The following is a 22944-nucleotide window of genomic DNA, read 5'->3' as shown; positions in this document are numbered from 1 at the left end:
TTACATTTATTTCTTCATGTATCTTATCTTCTAAAACACCTCTTGGAATAAAATCAGTATCAGGCCAGTCTATCTGAACTGCAGTTGTTTCATCTTTTTCCCTTACATCAATAATAGTAAAGTCTTTATTTTGATTCATCCATTTATTCAGTGTTGCAGGTGTAATAAATTTCACATATTTTGCACAGTCCAGTGTTTCTTGTTTAAAACCTTTGTTTATTTGTGCAACATAACCCGGCGCCGCCATAAGCGGTAATACAACAGCCACACTTGCTAATAACATTTTTCCAAATTTCATTTTCTTCTCCTTTATTTTTTGAATACTTATTCATATATTATATATCTAAATAATTCAAAATACTATATTAATAAAATTAATCAATATAACAATATTTTTTAATAGATTTTAATAAAGAATTAATACAAAAAAAAGGAAAGTCAAAAAGAAGTATTATTTTTCGAAATAGTCCTGAATAGATTTGACTTTTTCTTCGCTTGTCTGTAAGAATTCAATTGCTTCAACCGCAGCAAATGCCGCTGCAATTGTTGTAAAATATGGAATTCCCTGATTTAACACTTCGCGTCTTATGATTTTAGCGTCGTCTTTACTTGCTTTATTATCGCTTGTATTGATAACAAGTGCGATTTCTTCATTTTTGATCATATCTACTATATTCGGTCTTCCTTCGCTTATTTTAAGCACTCTTTCACATTCGATTCCGGCTTCGCTTATTACTTTATAAGTACCGCTTGTAGCAACAATTTCAAAACCGTGGTTTTTAAGTGCTTTTGCAAGAGCCGGAGCGAACTCTTTATCTATATTCGTAAGTGAAATAAACACTTTTCCGCTTGTCGGAAGGAAGTTTTTACAAGCCGCCTGTGATTTTGCAAAACTTTCTCCAAAACTGTCACTGATTCCCATAACTTCACCGGTTGATTTCATTTCAGGTCCTAAAATCAGATCTGCTCCAGGCAGTTTATTGAACGGGAACACTGCTTCCTTAACGGCAATATGTCCTTTTTGTTTCGGCTTAAACACATTACCGTCAAACGTTACAACACCGAATTTATCGTAAAATTTAAGTGCTTCTTGAAGTACTTTGCCGCCGTTTATTCCAGGATTGTGCGCTAAATTCCACATAACTCTTGTAGCGACTTTTGCCAAAGGAAGTCCAGTAGCTTTTGACACGAAAGGCACCGTTCTACTTGCTCTCGGGTTAACTTCGATTAGATATAGTTTATCTCTATGAAGAGCATACTGAATATTTAAAAGTCCTTTTACACCAAGTTTAAGAGCTATCTGTTTAGTTGCGTTTTCGATTTCTTTAAGCTTTTCTTCGCTAATACTAACAGTCGGAAGCGAACACGCACTGTCCCCTGAATGGATTCCGGCTTCTTCGATATGCTGCATAATACCGCCGATATACACTTCTTTGGTATCACTGATAGCGTCTACGTCAAGTTCTATGGCTCTATCGAGGAATTTGTCTATAAGTACCGGGCTTTCGTTTGAAACGCTTACAGCTTCATCCATATACGCTTTTAGTTCGTCTTCATTATAAACGATTCTCATAGCTCTTCCGCCAAGTACGTAACTTGGTCTGACAAGTACCGGGTAGCCGATATTTTCCGCGATTTTATATGCTTCTTCTTTTGTAAAAGCAGTACCGTTTGCAGGCTGATTAAGACCAAGCTCTTCAATAAACGCTGAGAATTTTTCCCTGTCTTCCGCAGTATCGATTACTTCAGCGGATGTACCTATAATATTAGCGTTGATTCTTGTAAGACCTTTTGCAAGTTTAAGAGGAGTCTGCCCCCCGAACTGAACGATAACACCGTCCGGTCTTTCAAGCTCAACTACGTTTCTTACTCTTTCAAACGTAATAGGTTCAAAATAAAGCACGTCGCTTGTATCGTAATCAGTTGAAACCGTTTCCGGGTTACAGTTATACATGATTGTTTTAACGCCTAAGTCTTCAAGTGCGAAAGCCGCATGTACACAGCAGTAGTCGAATTCAATTCCCTGCCCGATTCTGTTCGGTCCACCGCCTAAAATAAGAACTTTTTTATCATTTTCAAGGTCGCTTCCTCTTAATGGCACGTTTTTGGTAACGTTTACACTTGAATAAAGGTAACTTGTAGTCGTATCAAACTCGGCCGCACAAGTGTCAACTTCGTTATAGTCGATTTCAACACCTAATTTTTTTCTTGCCTGATATACGTCTTCTTCGGTTTTGCCTATAAGTTTTGCAATCATTCTATCGCTGAATCCGTATGTTTTGGCTTTTCTTAAAAGATCTTCGTTTTCTAAAATCGCCGGTGTTATCTCTTTTTCGAGTTCAACAATTTCTTTAATCTGATTTAAAAACCACGGATCAATTTTGCATATATCAAAAATTTCCTCTACGCTTTTACCTCTTCTGAACGCTTCCGCAACATAAAGAAGCCTGTTTTCATTAGGAATTCTTATGTTTTTTACAAGTGTCTCTTCATCGCATTCGATTTTTTCAAATCCGTCAAGTCCCGTCTCAAGTGAATAAAGAGCTTTTTGAACTGATTCTTTAAACGTTCTTGCTATAGCCATAACTTCACCGACGCTTTTCATAGAAGTTGTAAGCGTTGCGTCAGCCTGAGGGAATTTTTCAAACGTAAATCTCGGTATTTTAGTAACCACATAATCTATTACAGGCTCAAAACTCGCCGCTGTGCCGGTAATATCGTTTTCAATTTCGTCAAGTGTGTATCCCACAGCTAAAAGAGTCGCTATTTTTGCAATAGGATAACCTGTGGCTTTTGATGCAAGGGCCGAACTTCTTGAAACCCTCGGATTCATTTCAATTACGATCATTCTTCCGTTTTGGGGGTTTACCGCAAACTGAACGTTACTTCCACCCGTATCAACGCCTATTTCTCTAAGAATGGCAAAAGATGCGTCCCTCATTTTCTGGTATTCTTTGTCAGTAAGCGTAAGTGCCGGTGCAACCGTAATACTGTCACCCGTATGCACACCCATAGGATCAACGTTTTCTATAGAACACACAATAATACAGTTATCGTTTCTGTCCCTGATAACTTCCATTTCGTATTCTTTCCAGCCGAGCATTGATTCAAGAATCTCAATTTCGTTAATAGGGCTGGCTTCTATACCCGTTTTTGCAAGCGCTTCAAATTCTTCCATATTGTAAGCAACACCGCTTCCTAGTCCGCCAAGTGTATATGCCGCTCTTACAATTAAAGGAAATCCGATATTTTTTGCAATTTCAACAGCTTCATCAAGGGTATGGGCGGTTTCACTTTTTGCCAAATCAAGCCCTATTCTTTCAACGGCCTGCTTAAATTCTTCCCTGTCTTCACCCTTTTTAATCGCTTCCGGGTTCGCTCCTAAAAATTCAATACCTTCAAGCATTCCCTTTTCATACATTTCCATTGCAACGTTAAGTGCGGTCTGCCCTCCCATTGTAGGAAGAATCGCATCAACATTTTCTTTTTGAATAATTTTTGCCACCACATCTGCGGTAATCGGTTCGATATACGTAGCGTCGGCAAATTCCGGGTCGGTCATAATCGTAGCCGGATTCGAGTTTACAAGAACAACTCTATATCCTAATGATTTAAGTGTTTTTGCGGCCTGAACGCCTGAATAGTCGAATTCGCAAGCCTGTCCTATTACGATCGGACCGGAACCTATAAGCAGTATGGTCTTAATATCTTCTCTTTTTGGCATACGGTACCTTTTTTATATGTAATTATATCTTAATAATGAAAAATGGAAAACTGCAAAACATAAAAATAATGTATAATTCCATAAAAAAGGCTTAATTTGAGTTTACCTCAAAAAATTGAAACGTTAAGACTTGCCACCGTTTTTAATAAATCCGTAAGAGATTATGCAAAAGAAAAACTCAAAAACGACAAATCCTACCTGCTTAAATGTTTAAAAGAAGACATCAAAGAAAACATAATATTCAGAAACTATAACGATTATCTCGTATCCGTAGTTTTGGAAGAAGAAGGCAAACTTAAAAGATTCAAACCCATTAAAAGACAAAAAGTATTTTCCACAAAAGAATTTTTAAAATTTTACTTAAACGATTTAGAAAACACACCTAAAGACTACAGAATCAAAAAAGTAGGAGTATTCGATACCGAAACGACAGATATTGCGGGATATATCGTATCATATGCTTTTGTTATCCAAAATATGGAAGATTTAAGTACCGAAGAAATTTACGATTTTTTAAATCCAGAGGCAAAAATAAGTGAAGAAGCTTACGACGTACATAAAATAAAACAGGAAGACCTGGTTAACAAACCGACTTTTAAAGAAAAAAAAGAGGAATTTTTAAAAATATTCGATAACCTGGATATGGTAGTGGGTCACAATGTATTATACGATTTCGGCGTACTTAAAAGAGAACTCGAAAGAGCGGAACATTTTCCGAATATCATTGATATTCCGATATTCGACACAATGTATTATTCAGCCGATGTCGTAGTGCTTGAAAAGAAAAAAATGCCCCGTCTTGAAGAGTGTGTGGCATTTTTCTTCGGAAAACAGAACGTAAATTACCACGATGCTTTGGAAGACGTTAAAATGACGCTTAAAGTATTCAACAAACTTCTTGAAGAGAAATAATCAGTAATCGCAAAATATTCCCTTAACCCCTTGATCAAACAGTTTAAGTTTCAGTTTTTCGTCATCCACCGTATATACGTTCGTAAATATTCCGCTCTTTAGCAGTACCTGTATATCCTCCGTTTTTAAATGTTCTACATCCACATGATAAGAATCGACTTTTAAATCTTTCAGATAATCCAAAAGCCCTTCTTTATAACCGTCAAAAAGAGCGGCTTTATAAAAACCTTCTATTTTTCTGACATAATCATGGTTAAAAGAAGAAATTATCACATAATCTTTAACCCCGTGTTTTTCAACCCTGCTTAAAACATCCCCGACAATAAAACCGGCATCAAGATCGGAGTTTTTTATTTCCAGATTTGCCGGAAATCTGTTTTGTTTTATAAATTCCAGCACCTCATCAAGCGTAGGAATAGAGTGTTTAGGAATGGTATTTAAATAACCGTAATCCAAATCCGTATGAAAAGGGTTTTGTTTTATAAACCAGGATACATTGTCAAGACGTTTTATTTCATCAAAGGTCAGTTCTCTTACCGTATATCTGTCAAACATCTCCTTTACATTTGTACATCTCAACAGATCCTCGTCGTGAAAAATTACCGGCACCATGTCTTTGGTATACTGAACGTCAAACTCAAACATATCAAACCTGCCAAGAGCAGCCTGAAACGCAAAAAGCGTATTTTCCGGAAAATATGCCCTGTATCCTCTGTGGGCTATGCAAATATGCTCTTTTTTAAACGGTGCAAACATCTTTTTTCCTTATATATCCGTATCCAGAATTTTTTGTGCTGATATGAGCTCGTTTTGATATTTTTCATCAGACCAGCCAAACTCTTTTTTAAATATTTTACATACTGGTTCTAAAATTCTTTTGGCTTTTACCCTGTCCACAATTCCTACCATACTCCGTCTGACGATAAAGTCCAGCGGTTTTTTGGCATATTCCATCCTAATGGAAAACAAAACTTCCCCTTTTAATATATCCTCAACCAAAACATCCTCTCCCATTTTTAATACTTGTTCAGTTTCATCCCCGTAAAGTTTCAGCAGCCTTTCATATTTTCCGTTTTTGTATTTTTCATACGCTTCTTTTAGATTGCGTGAACCGATAAGTTTATAATCGTATGTACGGCATTTTATATCTTTAAATCCGAAATTCTTAATTACAAAATCCACGGCGTCTTGAGCCATCTGCCTGTATGTAGTCCATTTGCCTCCCGCTATGGTTACAAGGCCGCATTCAAGCTTTTCAATAATATGCTCCCTTACTATATTGGCGGTATTCGTTTTTTTATCCAAACTTACAAGCGGTCTTATACCTGCAAAAGAAGCCAGGATATCGTCTTTTGTAACGTTTAAGGTAAAATACCGGTTAATGTGTTTCAAAATATAATCAATTTCTTCTTCACTCACTTTCGGATGCTCTTCAATATCCGCTTCAACGTCTGTAGTCCCCACCAGGCATTTATCCATAAAAGGCAGTATAAACAAAACCCTTCCGTCTTCGGTTTTAGGAATAAGCAGACCTTCATTTACAGGCAGAAACTTTTTATCAAGGACAATATGCACCCCTCTGCTCGGGACAATTATATTTTTAACGTTTTTATCCGCCGTTTTTCTTATTTCGTCACTGAAAGGACCCGTGGCGTTTATTACCGTTTTTGAATATATTTTTTTAATTTCACCGCTTTCCCTGTCCAAAACTTTCACACCGGCGATTTTACCTTTATCGAAAATAAACCCGGTTACTTTATGATGGTTATATATTTCAGCGCTGTTTTCCGCTGCCGTTTTTAATATCGCAATTACCATCCTCGCATCCAAAAACTGTCCGTCGTAATATTTTACGGCAGCTTTATATTTTTTAACAGGAAGATTTTCTGGTTTATTTAAAATAAGAGAGCTTCTTCCGACTCTGAATTTTCCGCTAAGCAGATCATAAAGAACAAGCCCCGAATAAATGTAAGGCACCTGAAGCCACTTATAAACCGGGGTAATCAAAGAAAGCCTGTTTGACAAATGCGGAGCATTATTGAGTATTCTGTATCTTTCCCTTAACCCTTCCAAAACCAGTGAAAACTGCTTTTTATCCAAATGTTTTACCGCAGCCTCAAGATATCTGACACCTCCGTGAGCCAGTTTGGTGCTTCTCGAGCTGGTGCCTTCGGAAAAATCGTTCTGTTCAAATAAAATTGTTTTAAATCCCCTCAGTGCGGAATCAAGCGCTATACCGCTGCCTGTAGCTCCGCCTCCTATTATCAATATATCATACATTTTTTGCCTTTGCTTCTTTTACATATTATAATTCGTTTTACAAATTAAATAAAGGGCGTTTATGACAGTAATAGACAGCATTATTCTCGGAGTAGTAGAAGGTGTGACTGAATTTTTACCGATATCCTCAACAGCTCACCTGATTATCGTATCTACCCTGTTAGGACTAAAACAGACAATGCAAAACGTGGCTTTCGAAGTAATTATACAGCTTGGCGCCACACTGGCTATAGTATGGATATATCTTGAAAAAATCAATTTTAAAGAAATAAATCTTTGGAAAAAAGTTCTTCTGGCATTTATGCCGCTGGCTGTCATAGGTTTTCTGTTAAGGCATCAGATTAAAGAACTCTTTACCATAACTACGGTTGCATGGATGTTTATAATCGGAGGTATCGCTTTTTTTATCGTAGAAAAACTCTACAGTGAAGAAAAAGTAAAAGTTAACGATGTTGAAAAAGTAAGTTTTAGACAGGCGTTAATAGTGGGGATATTTCAGGTGTTTGCACTAATTCCGGGTACAAGCAGAAGCGGAGCCACAATAGTCGGAGGGATGCTCAGCGGACTCAGCAGAAAAACAGCTGCGGATTTCAGCTTTTTACTTGCAATTCCGACAATGTTCGCAGCAAGCGGATATGAGCTTCTTAAAAACATACACTCTTTTTCCGATCAGAATTTCACTGTTTTAGCCGTAGGATTCGTAATAAGTTTCTTAAGCGCATATGTTGCGGTAAAACTGTTTTTGAAATTTGTACAAAAATACACACTCAACGCATTCGGAATTTACAGAATAATATTCGGTATTTTACTGCTGTATCTGATCAATCAGGGAATTATCCAAAACGGATAATTCATTCTTCCATAAAATACTTTATAGCGAGATAATAAGCAAAATAGATTAAAAAGAAAAATATTACGGTAGAAACAAGAGGATTGCTCATAAAAGTGGTGACGAGTGCAAAAATTGCGACAAAAAGAATAAAAAGTTCAAAAATCCCAAACATTATTTTGTTCAGAATTTCAAACTTCATTTTAAATCATTTCATAAAACTGTTTAAAGATATATTTAGCGTCTCTCGGCCCTGGACTTGCTTCCGGATGATGCTGAACCGAAAAAACTTTTTCGTTTTTGTATTTTACGCCTTCAATTGTGTTGTCAAAAAGGTTTTTATGCGTTACTTCCGCAATCTCTTCAATCTCTTCAGGTACGTTGTAGTTATGGTTTTGTGCCGTAATTTCAACTTCCGGATATTTTCCTATAAAGTTTTTAACCGGATGGTTTCCGCCGTGGTGACCGAATTTAAGCTTAAATGTAGGATAACCGTGCGCTATGCTTAAAAGCTGATGCCCAAGACAGATTCCAAACATAGGAACTTTTGCCTCAAGCAGTTTTTTGATTTTTTCATGCACATCTTTTAAAATAAGAGGATCCCCCGGTCCGTTGCTTAAAAAGACACCCTGAATTTCTCCGTTTTGATATTTCTCAATTACTTTTTCTACAGGTGTATCGGCAGGGACCACCAAACATTCCATTCCGGCCTCAGTCAGTTCGTTTAATATGTTTCTTTTTACCCCGAAATCATATACGACAATTCTCTTATCGGTGTTTTTAGGATTGTATTTGAACTCTATATCGTTCCATGCACCGTTTGGATGTATATATTCTTCTTTGGTTGTAACTTCTTTAATATAATCTATTTCCTGAATGCTTGGCGTTGAATCAAGTATTTTTTTAAGCTCTTCTTTATCGTGAATTTCACTCGATGCTATCATCATCATAGCACCTTCTTTTCTTAATGTTTTTGTTAAAAATCTTGTATCAATTTCGCAAATACCCAAAATTCCCTGTTGTTGTAAAAATTCTCCAAGACTTTTTTCGCCTCTGAAATTAGAATAAGTATCTACATATTCTCTAACAATTACGCCTTTTAACCATGCGCCTTTACTTTCCATATCGTCTTCGTTTACTCCGACGTTTCCTATTTCAGGCATGGTAAATACAACAAACTGCCCTGCGTAACTGGGATCTGTAATAATTTCCTGATATCCCGTCATTGAAGTATTAAACACTATTTCACCGACACTTGTGCCTTCAGCGCCGAAGCCTTTCGCTTCAAAAAACATTCCGTTAGCCAAAAGAATACTTATTTTCATCATTATCCTTTAAATTAATCCTCTTTTTCTCAGCTCCTGCTCATACAGTCTTTGAAAAACCAGTTCAAACTCTTCACTTCCAGGAACAAGCGGTCTTTTATAATTTTCTATTTTTTTGTAAACCGCATCTCTTGCTTCAACTTCCCTGTGTAAAAACTCCATAACCGATTTATAAATTACGTTTTTGATTTTTCCGTCTCTTACATCATAATCTATTAACTCTTTATCCCAAAGCTCTTTTACCAAGAAATGAGCCAAATCGTCTACTCTTTCATCTCTTTTAAGATTAAAGCCTTCTTCTTCGGCTATTTTGCTTTTGATAAGTTTAAATACTTCTCTTCTGTCCACATCATAAAAAAGAAACTCGTTCTCTTCTTCCTGATTCGCTAAAATTTCTCTTGCTTTATCTTCTATTTCCCTTTCCCACGCAACATCGTCTGCAATAATTTCTTCTATCTCTTTTGTAGCGTTTTCTATATTATTCGGAAAAGTAACATAACCGCTGTTTAATAAATCTATACTGATTTTTCTAGCAAGAAAAGGCACTTGGGCTTCTTTTATAAGCATACTAAACCTTTTTTTAAAATTATATCAAATAATAAGATATAATAGGTCTAATACGTTTGATTAATTTTACAAAACGCCCTTCAAAAAATATATTCGCCTTGCGCGTTTATTCCGGTTTCGTTATATTTGTTTGCAAAGTCTACTGCTTCATTTATTTTCTCGCCTCTTACCAAAAACCCTACACCGCCTTTTGAGTCTTCAATTCCGCCGGAAAGAATAATCTGAGCGTCTAAATCAAAAAGTGTTTTAAAAGCTTCTATTTCCGTAAAAACCTCTCCGGTAAAAAACCTGAGCATTGCTATTTTACTGCCTGTGGAAACATCTACGTTTTGTGACGTCTCTACAAAACAGGGTATAAGTTTTTCATGTCCCACCGGTATAATAATTTTCGCCCCCCTGCAGGCAGCCTTTATATAAAAATTACCATAAGTGCCGCCGTTTGGATCGGCTGCCGCAACAGCGGCGTGTTTTTTCCCGTTTTCATACCAAAGGGCGTTTGCGCCTTTTATAAAAATATCTTTTGAAGATATATCAAACTCACTTATATCCTTTAGATTTCCGTTTTGAACAATTACGGCTTTGTCTCTGTCGGCTGTTACGTTGAATTTGCCCTTTACGTTACAGCCCGCGGCATAAAGTTTTGAAGTTTTTATCCCTAAATGATAAAGAAGATAGTTGTTGGTTGTTCCGTATGCTATATATACGCGCTTTGAAAAATCAATATATTTAGTTAAAGCCTTTGCTATTAAATGTTTCGCACCGTTAACGGTTAGTAGTATTTGTGCCTGTTTCATTATTATCGCCTTGTTGCATCATCTGTGTAAGTTTAGCAGCCGTATAAGGATCCATTTTAGCAAGGATTTTAGCCATAACTTTCGGCTGAAGACGCTGGAGTATTTCAAGGGCGTCTTTAGGTTTCATGTTTGAAAGAATCTGCGCCGCGTTATTCGGACGCATTTTCGCGTAACTTTGAGTAATTTTGTCAAGTTTGGCTTTTTTAATGTCTGCTAGAATCTGCTGATTTTTTTTAATTAGCTCCTCAATCTGTTTTTTTTCATCTTCTATTTTTTTAAGTGTTGCGTTTAACTCTTCCTGCTGCTGTTTTAGTTTTTGCTCTTTTTTCTTTACAAGAGCCATATATGTGTTTTTAAGGGCTTCAAAGGCTTCCTGCTTTTCCAGAAGTCTTTCGGCCTGCGCCTCAAGCTCCGCCCTTTTTTGATCGAATATTTCATAACAGTCAAGAAGTTTTTGCTGATCAACGGCAAAAAGGGCGATAGGTATTAATAAAACCCATAAAAATTTAATTTTCACTTCTTAACTCTCCATTTTTTAATATATTTCTCCGAGAATATCTCCTACTTCCACATCATCCTGCTGATTTAAATATTTAAAATGATCAGGCCCGAAAAACAGTAAAATAGAGCTACCGAACTCAAATCTTCCGAGCTCGTCGCCTTTTTTTAGTTTTACAGGTTTATTATATTCAAAAGTTGTTATTTCGTTATAGTCTTTTTGTAGTCTTTCATCGAAATTAAAATGAATTTTACCTACAATCATAGCTCCAACGGCCACGAAATAGAAATATCTGTCTTTTTTGTCTTTACATCGTAAAACAACCCTTTTATTTTTTGGGAAAACTAGCTCTTTTTCAAGCTGGGCGGGTTTAACCGGCATCAATTCTCCCGGAATATATGTGGCTTTTACAATTTCCATGTCAATAGGAACGTGAAAACGGTGATAATCTTTAGGCGAAAGGTACAGATTGACAAAATGTCCACCGTTTAATTTTGTTTCATAAGGTATAAGCTCGCTTATATGATACTTTTTGCCTTTTATCTGATAAACGTATCCGTCCTCGATTTCATCATGCGCTATAACCAGAGAATCCGAAGGACTAACCACTATATCTTCGTCTTCATAAAATTCAATAAATTTCTTGTGTCTGATGAAAAGATCGTTTAACGTTTCATATTCGCAAGGGTTTTCGGGTTCGAAATCTTCCATATTGATTTTAAAGACTTTTACATAGGTTTTATTGATAAAACACTGTATAAATTTCGGAAATTTTGTAGTTGCAATTTTTACGACTAATTTAGAGAGCAAACGGGAGGGGTTCATTTTAGTTTTACTCCTTTTTGTCCTTTTTCGATATGTCCTATTACATAAGCATCCGAATTAGAAGTGATATATTGCACATTCTCTTCATCTACCGCAAGAACGAGTCCTACACCCATATTAAACGTTCTGTACATTTCCGCTTCATCCACGTATTTTGTCATAAAATCGAATATAGGCAGTGTTTTTATTTTATCTTTATAAACTACCGCCTTTAAATCGTCCGGCAATACTCTCGGAAGGTTTTCAACAATTCCTCCGCCCGTAATATGTGCAAGAGCGTTTATTTTATCTTTAAATTTTTTAAATTCTTTCACGTAAATTCTTGTAGGAGTAAGTAAAATATCAATCAGTTTTTTACCTTCGATTTCATCGTCGAATTTCATACCCAGCTTATCAAAGAACAGTTTTCTCACAAGCGAATATCCGTTTGAATGAATGCCGCTGCTTGGCAGTGCCAGTAAAACATCGCCCTCTTTAACCCTTGGATTAAGTTCGTCTTCTTCAGCGACACCCACTGCAAACCCGGCCAGATCGAAATCGTCTTCACTGTACATTCCAGGCATTTCTGCAGTTTCTCCGCCGATTAAAGCACATTCGGCCTGTTTACAACCTTCGGCTATACCTTTTACGGTCTCAGCAGCGGCTTCAACGTCAAGCTTTCCGGTAGCATAATAATCCAGGAAAAACAGAGGCTCACCGAAATTACATATAAGGTCATTCACACACATGGCAACCAGATCAATCCCCACGGTATCATATTTTTTAGCATCGATTGCAAGTTTCAGTTTGGTTCCCACTCCGTCAGTGGCACTTAATAAAACGGGCTTCTTATACCCCTGAGGCATTCTGAATGCACCCGCAAAACTTCCTATTCCCCCTACTACGTTTGAATTAAACGTATCTTTTACGAAAGGTTTTATCTTTTCTACTAAAGAGTTGCCGGCATCAATATCAACACCGGCGTCTTTATAACTGATCGTTCCCATTATTCCTCCTCTTTGCATTCACAGTAGCAACTGCCGAACAGTTTTGTAAGCAACCATGTGCTAGGGCAAAAATCAAACGCACCGTAAATAAAAAGCATAATTGAAACAAACGCCAAAAGCGCTAACGCCAAAGTTGTTACGCCTTTTGCAAGCAGTACTAAAATCAAAAGCATCATAAACGCCATTAAAAATCTCTGTAATCTTTCGGCACATACAAATTTTTTAGTTTTCATTTTTCTCCTTTAAAATATTATTTGATTAACTTTTTCCATTTTTTTAGAAGCAATATCTTTTGCTTTTCTTTCTCCTGTTTTTATTATATCCAAAATATCATCGTCTTTTAAAGAGGCTTTTTTCTCCCTGATAGGAGCCACTATTTTTTCTATATTGGCCGCACATCTTTTTTTACATTCCACACAGCCAATACTTCCGGCTTTACATGCGCTTTCTATCTCTTTTACCTCTTCTTCGCTTGAAAACGCTTTATGGTATTCAAAGACTATACACACTTCCGGATGTCCCGGGTCTGTTTTTTTAATTCTGGCCGGATCGGTCTTAGCCTGACGCACCTTACCCCAGATATCTTCCGTTGTTTCTTCAAGATAAATGGCATTATTGAAGCTTTTTGACATTTTTCTGCCGTCAAGCCCCGGAAGTCTCGGTATTTCCGTTAACAGCTCTTTTGGTTCTACAAATACGTTTTCGTTTTTAAACAGATAATGAAATCTTCTTACAATTTCCCTTGCTATTTCAAGATGAGGCTTTTGGTCTTCTCCTATAGGTACCAGGTTTGCATCGTAAAGTATGATATCAGCCGTCTGTAATACGGGATACGTAAGAAAACCGGCATTATTTTTGTCTTTATATTCAACCTGCGCCATAGCGTCTTTATATGTAGGATTTCTCTCCAGCCAGCTTACCGGAGTAATCATATTCAGCACAAGATAAAGTTCCGCGTGCTCTTTTATATCGCTTTGTATAAATATTGTCGATTTTTCAGGATCAATACCGCACGCTATCCACTCTTTTACCAAATCTATGCTTAATTCCTTTAAATCAAGCCCTTCGTCGTATTTTGTCGAAAGCGCATGCCAGTCGGCGACAAAAAAGAACGTATCGTATTTGTCCTGCAGCTCCAGCCAGTTTTTTATAACACCTATATAATGACCAAGATGTAACTTACCCGTAGGTCTCATTCCGCTTACTACTCTCAAAACTTCGCTCCTATTTCTAAAAATGCACCTTTATATTTTAAAAGTGTTTCGTTGTCTCCGTCAACACCGTATGCCTCTTTATATCTGTAACCTATTTTTACAAAAGGATTTACAGGACCCGGTGCGTCAAACGTGTATTTTACGGCTCCTATATAATCGTAATGGTGATTGTCACCGGCTTTTGCCCATTTTACCGTAGCTATGCCTGAAAATCCGAATACTTTCATCGTCTCTATATGTCCGTATAAATACGGAAGAGCGACACTCCAGTCGTCATCGACCCAGTTTTTGGTTACTCCGCCCGCAGTACCGTATATTTTGGTATGCCCTTTCCAGTAATCAACTCCTAATCCCGCTTCAATATCCGCCACTACAGGTTTGAATTCATAAAAAAGCGTTAAATCATATGAATCGATTGTCTGTGAAGTCGAAGCGTTCGTAACAGCCGTAGGAATAGTTACGTCACCGAATATTTCAACATTTCCGGCTATATAATCACTGTGACCGGTTGAATCATATTTCGTATATTGAAATTTAACATTCGGGACAATAGGTATCGGATGAATCATTTTAATCCAGAAATAAGGATTTTTTTCATCTTGAAGTCCGAAATTACCTGTATTTACATTGCCGTCTGTTTCGGCTGATTTGTTATTAAAATAGTTGGTAACACCGTTTAACTTAACATATCCGCTGATATCCTGCTGTTCATACCCGGCACCGGCGCTTATGCTTAACAAATCTGCGCTTGCTATACTGACAGCTCCGGCTAAAATTAATGCAATACTGAGTTTTTTCATTCTTTTTCTCCTTTTTTTCTAGGCACAAAAATAATAGGAGTACCTGTAAAATCCTCTTTTTGTCTTAGGAAGTTTACCAAATATCTTTTATAAGAAAAATGCAGTTTTGTTCTGTTCATTACCAGAGCAATGGTAGGCGGCTTTGTTTTAAACTGCGTAGCAAAAAATATTTTAACTTCCTTACCTCCGATATCCGTCGGTATTCTATGTCTCTGAGTCGCTTCTTCTATCCATTTGTTAAGAGTAGAAGTAGGTATTCTTTTTGAATAATTTTTATAAACTTTTATTATTTCATCTTTGAGTTTATCAATATTTCTTCCGGTTTTTGCGCTTACCACTAAAAACGGGGCAAAATAAAGATATTTAAATCTGTAATAAATCTCGTCTCTGAATTTATGAAACTCTTCAGAGTTTTCATCCCATTTGTTTGCTACTATAATTACACCGTTTTTATGCTTGTCTATAAGCCCTCCGATTTTTTCGTCAAGTTCTACGACACCTTCGTTAGCATCGACTACAAGTATTGCTATATCTGCGTTTTCAAGGACTTTTTCCGTTCTTAAGAGTGCGTATTTTTCAATATCTTTTATTTTGCTTCTTCTTCTGATCCCCGCCGTATCCACAAACGTAATATTCCATCCGTCATGATAAATACTTTCGTCGATAGGATCTATAGTCGTGCCGTCAACATCGCTGACAATCGCCCTCTCTTCTCCTACAAGAGCGTTTAAAAGCGAACTTTTACCGACGTTTACACGTCCTACAATAGCAACTTTTATCTCTTTTAATTCTTCCAGGTTTTCGTTTTCTTCATTTTCCTCAAAAAGAAGATCTTCAAGAGGTATTTCCTGTTCAAATTCGCTTACTTCAAAGGTTTTGGGTTTTTTCGGAACAAACGCTTTTATTCTTTCTATAAGTTTGCCGACTCCTCTGTTGTGTGCAACGGAAATAGGATATATCTCATCGGCTCCGAGCTCATAAAAATCATACACTTTTTCCATCATTTTATCGTTGTCAATTTTATTCACAACCAAAATGATATGTTTATCCAGCTTTTGAAGGTTTCTGAAATATTTTATTTCCTCTTCGTCCGGAATTGTTTTTCCGTCTACCATATAAAGCACTATATCGGCTTCTTTTGCCACTTCAAGGGCTTTTTCTTTAACTTTGTTAAAAAGTTCGTCCCTCTCTTCGAGCCCGCCCGTATCTAAAAGCACTATTTCTTCCAGATCGTCATCAAGGCTTACCTCTCTTTTTTTAATATCTCTGGTCGTTCCGGCTCTTTCACTTACAATTGCGTCTCTTTCACGCAGTATTCTGTTAAAAAGCGAACTTTTCCCTACGTTAGGTTTTCCTAAAATTGCTACTTTAATCATTTTTATCCTGTTTTTTAATTTTTATATACTGTCTTTATAGCTTATTTTTTTCTGCAATAAATCTTTCATATGCACATAATTGTTAAGTGCGTTAATATACGCCCTCGCACTGGCAAGCATCGTATCAATACTGAGTCCGTGTCCCATAACGGCAGGTTTGTTCTCATCAAACACCACCTTAACCATAACTTTAGCAAGCGCGTCTTTTCCTTCCGTTACCGCCTCAACTTTATAATCCATAAGTTTGCCGTTAATACCGCTGATTCTATCTATTACTTTAAACACCGCATCAATGGTTCCCTCTCCTATAGCCGCATCTACATAAATCTTGTCTTCGAATTTTATTTTAGCGGCAGCGCTCGGCATACCGTCGCTGCAGTCGCTGAGCTGAAGAGAAACAAGTTCATACGTCTTAGGCGTAGAATCCATAGTGTCGTTTAATATAGCTATAATGTCTTCGTCATAAATTTCTTTTTTCCTGTCAGCCAGTTTTTTAAATTTCATAAACGCTTCGTTTAATTCTTCGTCGTTTAATTTAAAACCTAAAGCTTCAAGTTTTTTGGAAAATGCGTGTCTTCCGCTGTGTTTTCCAAGCACAATCGTATCTTTAACGTCAAGCCCGATACTTTCGGCACTCATAATTTCATATGTTTCTTTATGTTTAAGAACACCGTCCTGGTGGATACCGCTCTCATGAGCAAACGCATTTTTACCTACAATTGCTTTATTCGGCTGCGGTTCTATGCCCGTAACACTTGACACAAGTCTGCTTGTAGGGTATATCTCTTTTGTTTCTATTCTGGTATCAATTCCGTCAAACAGATCACGTCTTACTTTTATAGCCATTACTATTTCCTCAAGAGCTGCGTTTCCGGCTCTCTCGCCAAGCCCGTTTATAGTACATTCCACCTGTCTTGCCCCGTTTAAAACGCTGTAAAGCGAGTTTGCCGTCGCAAGACCCAAATCGTTATGACAGTGAACACTGAAAATCACGTTTTTTGGAAAATAATCGGTAAGCTCTTTAATCATAGCCCCCATTTCGGTAGGAAATCTGTAACCTACGGTATCCGGGATATTTATAGTCGTAGCTCCCGCTTCAATAACCGCCGCAATTATTTCTTTTAAAAAGCTCATTTCGCTTCTGCCTGCGTCTTCACATGAAAATTCTACGTCTTCCACAAAGCTTCTTGCATATTTCACGGCGTCCACTGCTCTTTTTATAACTTCGTCAGGACTCATTCTTAGTTTATATTCCATATGAATAGGACTTGTCGCAATAAACGTATGTATTCTTTTAAGTTTTGCCGGAGCTATAGCGTCTGCAGCCGCTTTAATGTCTTTTTCCACAGCTCTTGCAAGCGAACATACCGTGCTTTCGCTTACTTCTTTTGCAATATTGTTAATAGCTTCAAAATCACCGGGACTCGCAGCCGCAAATCCTGCTTCTATAATATCTACTTTAAGTTTTTCAAGCTGGCGGGCAACTTTTATTTTTTCTTCAATAGTCATTGATGCCCCGGGACTCTGCTCTCCGTCTCTTAATGTGGTATCAAAAATTTTTACCATTTCCATAAAATATCCTTTATAAATAATATGAAATTATACCAATTTGCAGTAATAATTACTTAATTAACCGTGTATAACCTGTTTGGTATTGTACTTTAAATTTAATTTTTTGTCAATGGAAAAAAATTATCGTTTAGATTTCATCACTTTTATATATCCTCTTATTCCCCTGAAAAAACCGTAAAATGCATATACCGTTAATATAGCGGATAACGCTTCTACCGGATATAGGTAAATAAATGACGCTAATATTATGATTATTATCAGTACTTTTAATGCAACGTTTTTATTTAAATCTATTTTTTTAAAACTAGGATATCTGAAATTGCTTACCATCAAAAAGCTCAAAAACAGAGCGCCTATCAAAATAGCAATATCGAAATTGCTTTGATATTTAACATCAAGCATTATCCAGCTGCCCAAAACAACTGCAGCCGTAGGAATCGGCAGTCCGATAAAATATCTCGGGTCATTTTCGTTTGTGGTAACGTTAAACCTTGCAAGTCTTATAGCTCCGAAAACAACATAAAGCCCGCTCACTAATGCTCCGAATCTTCCATAATGCTCGCCTATAGCAAAAAATAAAAACATTGCAGGAGCCGTTCCGAACGCAACAATATCTGCTAAAGAATCAAATTCCACTCCGAATTTACTCGTCGTGTTTGTAAGTCTCGCGACTCTTCCGTCAAGACCGTCCGCAATAAGACTGAAAACAATATAAATAAACGCTTTTTCAAATTTTCCTTGTGATGAGGCAATAATGCTCATTATCCCGAAAAATACGCTTAACGCGGTAAAAAAATTAGGTATTAAATATGCAAACTTAACTTTCATTCAAAAATCCTATTAAACTTTCTCCGGCTTTTACTTTTTGAAATTCGGTAACTTTTATTTTTGTATTTTTAGGCAGATATAAATCAACCTGGCTTCCGAACATTATCATTCCGTATCTTTCACCTAAAGAAACTCTCCCGAATTTGCCGAAATCCACTATTCTTCTTGTTATAAATCCAGCAATCTGATTGACTACGACTTTTGATGCGTTTGAAAAAAGCACTCTGTTTTGTTCATTAAGCTCGCTTGCCTTTTTATCACTTAAAGACAAAAACAGCCCGTGAATATACTCTTTTGCAGTAATCTCACCCTCAATCGGGCTTCTTTGAACATGTACGTCAAAGAGTGAAAGTTTTATTGATATTTTTATCATATTTTCACCTGTTAAAGGCGCTTTTGTTTCCACAATTTCAATGATTTCACCGTCACTTGGAGATATTACGGCGCCTTTGCTGGTATCTTCGGGAACTCTTTCCGGATTCCTGAAAAAAAATACAAAAAAAGCAAAAAAGACAAAAAAAAGTATCTGCCAGAACAGAGCGAATTTAAAAACTAAAGAGATAAAAAAAAGCCCTCCGCTTACAAATATAAACGGATAACCTTCTTTAAGAATTATTTCCGTTTTCATTTTCCTCCCTGTTAGGTTCTTCATCCTGTTTTTCAGGATTTTCAAACTCTTTTATAAATTCTCTTACCACACTGCCTTCTATAACTTCTTTTTCATAAAGCTCTTTAACCATTTTTTCTATTACCGGCTTATATTCTTTCAGTTTGTTTTTAACGTGAGTATATCTCTCTTCAAGTGTTTTTTTAATAAAACTGTCGACTTCTTCCTGCATTTTTTCAGAATAGTCCCTGTTTTGCGCAAATCCTCCGCCTAAAAATTTGTTTGACTGTTTTTCAAGCACCATAAGTCCGGCCACTTCCGTCATACCGTATATCATAACCATTGATTTTAATATATCTGTAGCTCTTTCAAGGTCGTTTCCGGCACCGGTAGAAATTTCACCTATAAACACTTCTTCGGCCGCACGTCCTCCGAGCAGTGTATCTACTTCCGCCAAAAGCTCGCTTTTTTGCATTAAATATTTGTCTTCTTCCGGCAGATTCAGTGTATAACCTAAAGCCGCAAGACCTCTTGGCACTATTGAAACTTTTTTTACTTTTCTGGCTTTCGGTGTAATCTCCGCAATAACGGCATGGCCGCTTTCATGATATGCGACAATTTTTTTGTCTTTTTCGTTTAGACGTCTGCTTTTTTTCTCAAGTCCGGCTATCTGTCTTTCAACGGCTTCTACAAATTCTTCCTGGTTTACTTCTTTTTTTCCTTTTCTACCGGCAAGAAGCGCAGCTTCGTTAACAATATTAGCCAAATCCGCACCCGCAAGTCCCGCAGTCATTTTTGCTATTTCTTTTAAATCAACGTCTTTTCCGGCTTTGATTTTTTTGATATGCACTTCAAGAATCTGCACTCTTCCTTCAAAATCAGGCTTATCTACCAGCACCTGTCTGTCGAATCTTCCTGGTCTGAGAAGTGCAGGATCCAAAACTTCTGGTCTGTTTGTAGCTGCAAGTACTATTACAGGCTCGTTTGAATCAAATCCGTCCATTTCCGCCAACAGCTGATTGAGGGTCTGTTCTCTTTCGTCATTTCCGCCCATCATACCGCCTGCGGCTCTACTTTTACCTATAGCATCTATTTCATCTATAAATATAATACTAGGCGCTTCTTTTTTAGCCTGGTTAAACAGGTCTCTAACCCTTGCCGCACCGACACCGACAAACATTTCTATAAAACTGCTCCCGCTTACCGCAAAAAACGGAACATCCGCTTCCCCAGCAACCGCTTTTGCAAGAAGTGTTTTACCAGTACCAGGAGGCCCTACTAATAACACACCCTTGGGAATTTTTGCACCGAGTTCTATATATCTTTCCGGATTTTTTAGAAAATCGACGATTTCGACTACTTCTTCTTTTGCTTCGTCGTTTCCTGCCACATCGCTGAATTTTACATTTGGTTTTTCACTTTTTATAAGTCCTTTAGCGCTTCCGACTCCTAAAACTCCTCCCATACCTTTTTGCATACGGCTTGCCAGAAACATCCATATTGCAAAAAATATGAATATAGGAATAATCCATCCGAATATCAGATCGTTAAGCCAGTTGCTCTCGTTAATTGCCCCGTATGGTATATTGTTTTTATCCAAAATCGGAATCAATGTAGTGTCACCCGGAACTTTTTGAACAGTTACAACCGCTCCGTCTTTCAGTTTTGCTTTAATTATAGTTTTGCCTATCGCTACATATTCAAGTTTTTTTTCTTTTGCCAGTTTTTTAATATCCGAATACGTCAGATGCATTACCGGCTGATTACCGTTAACTATCGCACTTACTTCGCCTGTTGCACTAGGAGCTATGCTTCTAAATATAACTACAATAACCAAAGCAAAAATAATAAACAGTATTAAGGGGTTTTTATTAAAAAAATTATTATCGTCGTTCTTTTTATTTGCCATCTATTTCCTTTTTAAAATTAATGTTACCCATTCGTTTTCAGGGATTTCTTCAACTAGTGCAAATTCATCTAAATATTTTTTAAGCACTTTATCTTTATATTTGTCTATTATACCCGATAAAATTAAATAACTATTAACTTTTTCTTTTAACTCTTTTGCAATAAATATTAATACATCCGCTATAATATTTGCCACTACCACATCATATTTTTTATCCGTATTACCAGCACTTCCCTGCCATATGTTCTTATATTCGGCATTATTCAGTTCAAAATTTTCTTTTGTGCTCTCCACTGCCAGAGGGTCGGTGTCGCACGCGTCAACTTTTGCTCCGAGCTTGCTTGCCACGATTCCTAATATACCGCTTCCGCATCCTACATCAAGCAGGGTGTCCCCGTTTTTAACATATCTTTTTATAGCTTTTACACAGCTTCTTGTAGTCTCATGATGTCCGCTGCCAAAAGCCAGTGCGGGATCTATCAAAATATTTATTTTGTCTTTTTTCGGTTCATACCAGCTAGGATGTATATAAAATTCTTCTATTTCAACAGGTTTTACCGATTCCTGATATGTTTTAATCCAGTCCTGATTTGATTTTTCTTTAATATCTATTTTTAAATCTATTTTGGTATTAAATATTTCTTCCAAAGCTTTTACGTATTCTTCAAGTTCTTTAATTAAATCTTCAAATTTATCTTCGCTTCTTAATATAAGAGTATTGTTTCTTTCTTCAATCCCGTTAAAAAATCTTTCCATTAAAAAATTTTCTATTTCATCTTTAAAAGATGAAACATTGACACTTAATTCATAATATTTATCTGTCATTTGCTTCCAAGTACCGCTTCAAGTTTTTCTTTTAATACCTGAGGTGTAAAAGGTTTAACAATATAGTTGTTCACTCCGGCTTTAAGAGCAGTAATAACTTCTTTTTTACCGCCTTCTGTAGTAACCATAATAATAGGAGTTTCTTTATCAACTTCTCTTACTTTAATTACAAACTCCAGTCCGTTCATATTAGGCATATTCCAGTCGGTAATAATTGCGTCTATGTTGTCTTTTTCTTTCTGATATGCTTCCCATGCCTCAACTCCGTCAGCCGCTTGGATAGTGTCTTTAAACCCAAGTCTGGCCAGAGTATTTACTATTATTCTTCTCATTGTTGAAGAGTCGTCAACTACTAATATTTTTCCCATTAATACTCCTTTAAAATTTTTTCTAAATCTATCTTGCCTTCATAAAAAGCTTTTCCTATTATAACACCGTATATATTATTCTCTTTTACTTTTTTTATATCGTCTTCGCTTGCAACTCCTCCGCTCGCAATTACGGGCTTTTTACTGGCTTTACCTATATCAAGTATAAAATCGATATTAAGACCGCTTAGCGTGCCGTCTTTAGAAATATCTGTTGCAATTATACACTCTATTTTAGAATTTTCATACATTTTGGCAAGTTCGACAGCTTTTATACCCTCCGTCTTGTCCCATCCGTCTATAGCAACAAATCCGTCTTTTGCGTCTATTCCTACGGCTATTGGATAATTATCGGCAAGTTCGGAAACTAATTGAGGATTTTTTGCCGCTATACTTCCTAAAATCAGTCTGTTTATTCCAAGATCAAGATATCTTTTTATAGTTTTTTCATCTCTGATTCCGCCGCCAAGCTGAATTTTAAGATTAGTATTTTTTCTTATTTTTTCTATCTGTTCGATATTTTTCGGCTCTCCCGCAAACGCACCGTTTAAATCTACGATATGAAGCCACTCTGCCCCCATTTCTTCAAATCTTTTTGCAAGTTCATAAGGTTCGCTGCTGTATACTTTTGCACTGTCCATTAAACCTTTTGTCAGTCTGACCGCCTGACCGTCTTTTAAATCTATCGCCGGAAATATTGTCAT

The 22944-nt window shown here is 36.8% G+C and carries 24 protein-coding genes (1 of these 24 only partly in view); 2 read left to right on the top strand and 22 right to left on the bottom strand.

Annotation, left to right across the window (positions count from 1 at the left end; all coding sequences use genetic code 11):
• A protein-coding gene (locus C3L23_RS00780) for a rhodanese-like domain-containing protein (RefSeq protein ID WP_127679272.1) crosses the window boundary here: on the bottom strand, positions 1-298 show its 5' portion. Its footprint begins 203 nt before the window's first position; only the first 298 of its 501 coding nucleotides appear in the window; the start codon lies at positions 296-298; its stop codon lies beyond the left edge, outside the window.
• A 153-nt stretch (positions 299-451) separates the two neighbouring features.
• Positions 452-3724, bottom strand: coding sequence for a carbamoyl-phosphate synthase large subunit (gene carB, locus C3L23_RS00775; RefSeq protein ID WP_127679271.1), 3273 nt, complete (start codon positions 3722-3724; stop codon positions 452-454).
• 96 nt (positions 3725-3820) lie between these two features.
• Here carB and C3L23_RS00770 point away from each other — a divergent pair, with 96 nt between their 5' ends.
• Positions 3821-4636: a 3'-5' exonuclease gene (locus C3L23_RS00770; RefSeq protein WP_127679270.1), complete on the top strand. Its 816-nt coding sequence runs from the start codon at positions 3821-3823 to the stop codon at positions 4634-4636.
• On the opposite strand, the gene C3L23_RS00765 is transcribed toward C3L23_RS00770, so the two are convergent.
• Entirely contained in the window at positions 4637-5392 is a 756-nt protein-coding gene (locus tag C3L23_RS00765) for a glycerophosphodiester phosphodiesterase family protein (protein ID WP_127679269.1), read from the bottom strand.
• A gap of 9 nt (positions 5393-5401) precedes the next feature.
• Complete coding sequence (locus tag C3L23_RS00760; protein ID WP_127679268.1) at positions 5402-6916, bottom strand: glycerol-3-phosphate dehydrogenase/oxidase; 1515 nt, start codon at positions 6914-6916, stop codon at positions 5402-5404.
• Between the two features lie 61 nt (positions 6917-6977).
• Here C3L23_RS00760 and C3L23_RS00755 point away from each other — a divergent pair, with 61 nt between their 5' ends.
• The gene (locus C3L23_RS00755; RefSeq protein ID WP_127679267.1) at positions 6978-7766 is read left to right on the top strand and encodes an undecaprenyl-diphosphate phosphatase; all 789 of its coding nucleotides are present in this window, start codon (positions 6978-6980) and stop codon (positions 7764-7766) included.
• A gap of 1 nt (position 7767) precedes the next feature.
• Here C3L23_RS00755 and C3L23_RS00750 read toward each other — a convergent pair whose 3' ends face one another.
• From C3L23_RS00750 to hisA, 18 genes are all read right to left on the bottom strand, one after another.
• The gene (locus tag C3L23_RS00750) at positions 7768-7947 is read right to left on the bottom strand and encodes a hypothetical protein (protein WP_127679266.1); all 180 of its coding nucleotides are present in this window, start codon (positions 7945-7947) and stop codon (positions 7768-7770) included.
• 1 nt (position 7948) lies between these two features.
• A complete protein-coding gene (gene carA / locus C3L23_RS00745; RefSeq protein WP_168175685.1) occupies positions 7949-9073 on the bottom strand; it encodes a glutamine-hydrolyzing carbamoyl-phosphate synthase small subunit in 1125 nt (374 codons plus the stop codon).
• 6 nt (positions 9074-9079) lie between these two features.
• Positions 9080-9637 carry a DUF507 family protein gene (locus tag C3L23_RS00740; protein WP_127679264.1) on the bottom strand — a complete coding sequence of 186 codons (558 nt, stop codon included), beginning with the start codon at positions 9635-9637 and terminating at the stop codon, positions 9080-9082.
• Positions 9638-9717: 80 nt separating this feature from the next.
• Complete coding sequence (locus tag C3L23_RS00735; RefSeq protein ID WP_127679263.1) at positions 9718-10431, bottom strand: hypothetical protein; 714 nt, start codon at positions 10429-10431, stop codon at positions 9718-9720.
• Complete coding sequence (locus C3L23_RS00730; protein ID WP_127679262.1) at positions 10400-10948, bottom strand: MotE family protein; 549 nt, start codon at positions 10946-10948, stop codon at positions 10400-10402. Before C3L23_RS00730 ends, C3L23_RS00735 begins: the two co-directional genes overlap by 32 nt.
• 18 nt (positions 10949-10966) lie before the next feature.
• Positions 10967-11755 carry a phosphatidylserine decarboxylase gene (locus tag C3L23_RS00725; RefSeq protein ID WP_127679261.1) on the bottom strand — a complete coding sequence of 263 codons (789 nt, stop codon included), beginning with the start codon at positions 11753-11755 and terminating at the stop codon, positions 10967-10969.
• Positions 11752-12741 carry a phosphoribosylformylglycinamidine cyclo-ligase gene (gene purM, locus C3L23_RS00720; RefSeq protein ID WP_127679260.1) on the bottom strand — a complete coding sequence of 330 codons (990 nt, stop codon included), beginning with the start codon at positions 12739-12741 and terminating at the stop codon, positions 11752-11754. Before purM ends, C3L23_RS00725 begins: the two co-directional genes overlap by 4 nt.
• Positions 12741-12974 carry a YgaP-like transmembrane domain gene (locus C3L23_RS00715; RefSeq protein ID WP_127679259.1) on the bottom strand — a complete coding sequence of 78 codons (234 nt, stop codon included), beginning with the start codon at positions 12972-12974 and terminating at the stop codon, positions 12741-12743. The genes purM and C3L23_RS00715 overlap by 1 nt, the downstream gene beginning before the upstream one ends.
• Before the next feature lie 9 nt (positions 12975-12983).
• On the bottom strand, positions 12984-13955 hold the full coding sequence (trpS, locus tag C3L23_RS00710; RefSeq protein ID WP_127679258.1) for a tryptophan--tRNA ligase: 972 nt from the start codon (positions 13953-13955) through the stop codon (positions 12984-12986).
• Positions 13952-14755, bottom strand: coding sequence for a TIGR04219 family outer membrane beta-barrel protein (locus tag C3L23_RS00705; RefSeq protein WP_127679257.1), 804 nt, complete (start codon positions 14753-14755; stop codon positions 13952-13954). The genes trpS and C3L23_RS00705 overlap by 4 nt, the downstream gene beginning before the upstream one ends.
• A complete protein-coding gene (gene der / locus C3L23_RS00700; protein ID WP_127679256.1) occupies positions 14752-16131 on the bottom strand; it encodes a ribosome biogenesis GTPase Der in 1380 nt (459 codons plus the stop codon). The genes C3L23_RS00705 and der overlap by 4 nt, the downstream gene beginning before the upstream one ends.
• 21 nt (positions 16132-16152) lie before the next feature.
• Complete coding sequence (locus tag C3L23_RS00695; RefSeq protein ID WP_127679255.1) at positions 16153-17703, bottom strand: 2-isopropylmalate synthase; 1551 nt, start codon at positions 17701-17703, stop codon at positions 16153-16155.
• 120 nt (positions 17704-17823) lie between these two features.
• Entirely contained in the window at positions 17824-18531 is a 708-nt protein-coding gene (pssA, locus tag C3L23_RS00690) for a CDP-diacylglycerol--serine O-phosphatidyltransferase (protein WP_127679254.1), read from the bottom strand.
• Positions 18521-19159, bottom strand: coding sequence for a phosphatidylserine decarboxylase (locus C3L23_RS00685; RefSeq protein ID WP_127679253.1), 639 nt, complete (start codon positions 19157-19159; stop codon positions 18521-18523). The genes pssA and C3L23_RS00685 overlap by 11 nt, the downstream gene beginning before the upstream one ends.
• Positions 19137-21047, bottom strand: coding sequence for an ATP-dependent zinc metalloprotease FtsH (gene ftsH, locus C3L23_RS00680; protein WP_127679252.1), 1911 nt, complete (start codon positions 21045-21047; stop codon positions 19137-19139). Before ftsH ends, C3L23_RS00685 begins: the two co-directional genes overlap by 23 nt.
• A complete protein-coding gene (locus C3L23_RS00675; protein WP_127679251.1) occupies positions 21048-21872 on the bottom strand; it encodes a 50S ribosomal protein L11 methyltransferase in 825 nt (274 codons plus the stop codon).
• On the bottom strand, positions 21869-22240 hold the full coding sequence (locus tag C3L23_RS00670; RefSeq protein ID WP_127679250.1) for a response regulator: 372 nt from the start codon (positions 22238-22240) through the stop codon (positions 21869-21871). The genes C3L23_RS00675 and C3L23_RS00670 overlap by 4 nt, the downstream gene beginning before the upstream one ends.
• Positions 22240-22944, bottom strand: a complete 705-nt coding sequence (gene hisA / locus C3L23_RS00665) for a 1-(5-phosphoribosyl)-5-[(5-phosphoribosylamino)methylideneamino]imidazole-4-carboxamide isomerase (RefSeq protein WP_127679249.1) — start codon at positions 22942-22944, stop codon at positions 22240-22242. The genes C3L23_RS00670 and hisA overlap by 1 nt, the downstream gene beginning before the upstream one ends.

The sequence above is a fragment of the Nautilia sp. PV-1 genome (assembly GCF_004006315.1).
Taxonomy (GTDB): Bacteria; Campylobacterota; Campylobacteria; order Campylobacterales; family Nautiliaceae; genus Nautilia; species Nautilia profundicola_A.
Note: the sequence above shows the minus strand (reverse complement) of the source record. Positions and strands in the feature narration are given on the sequence as shown.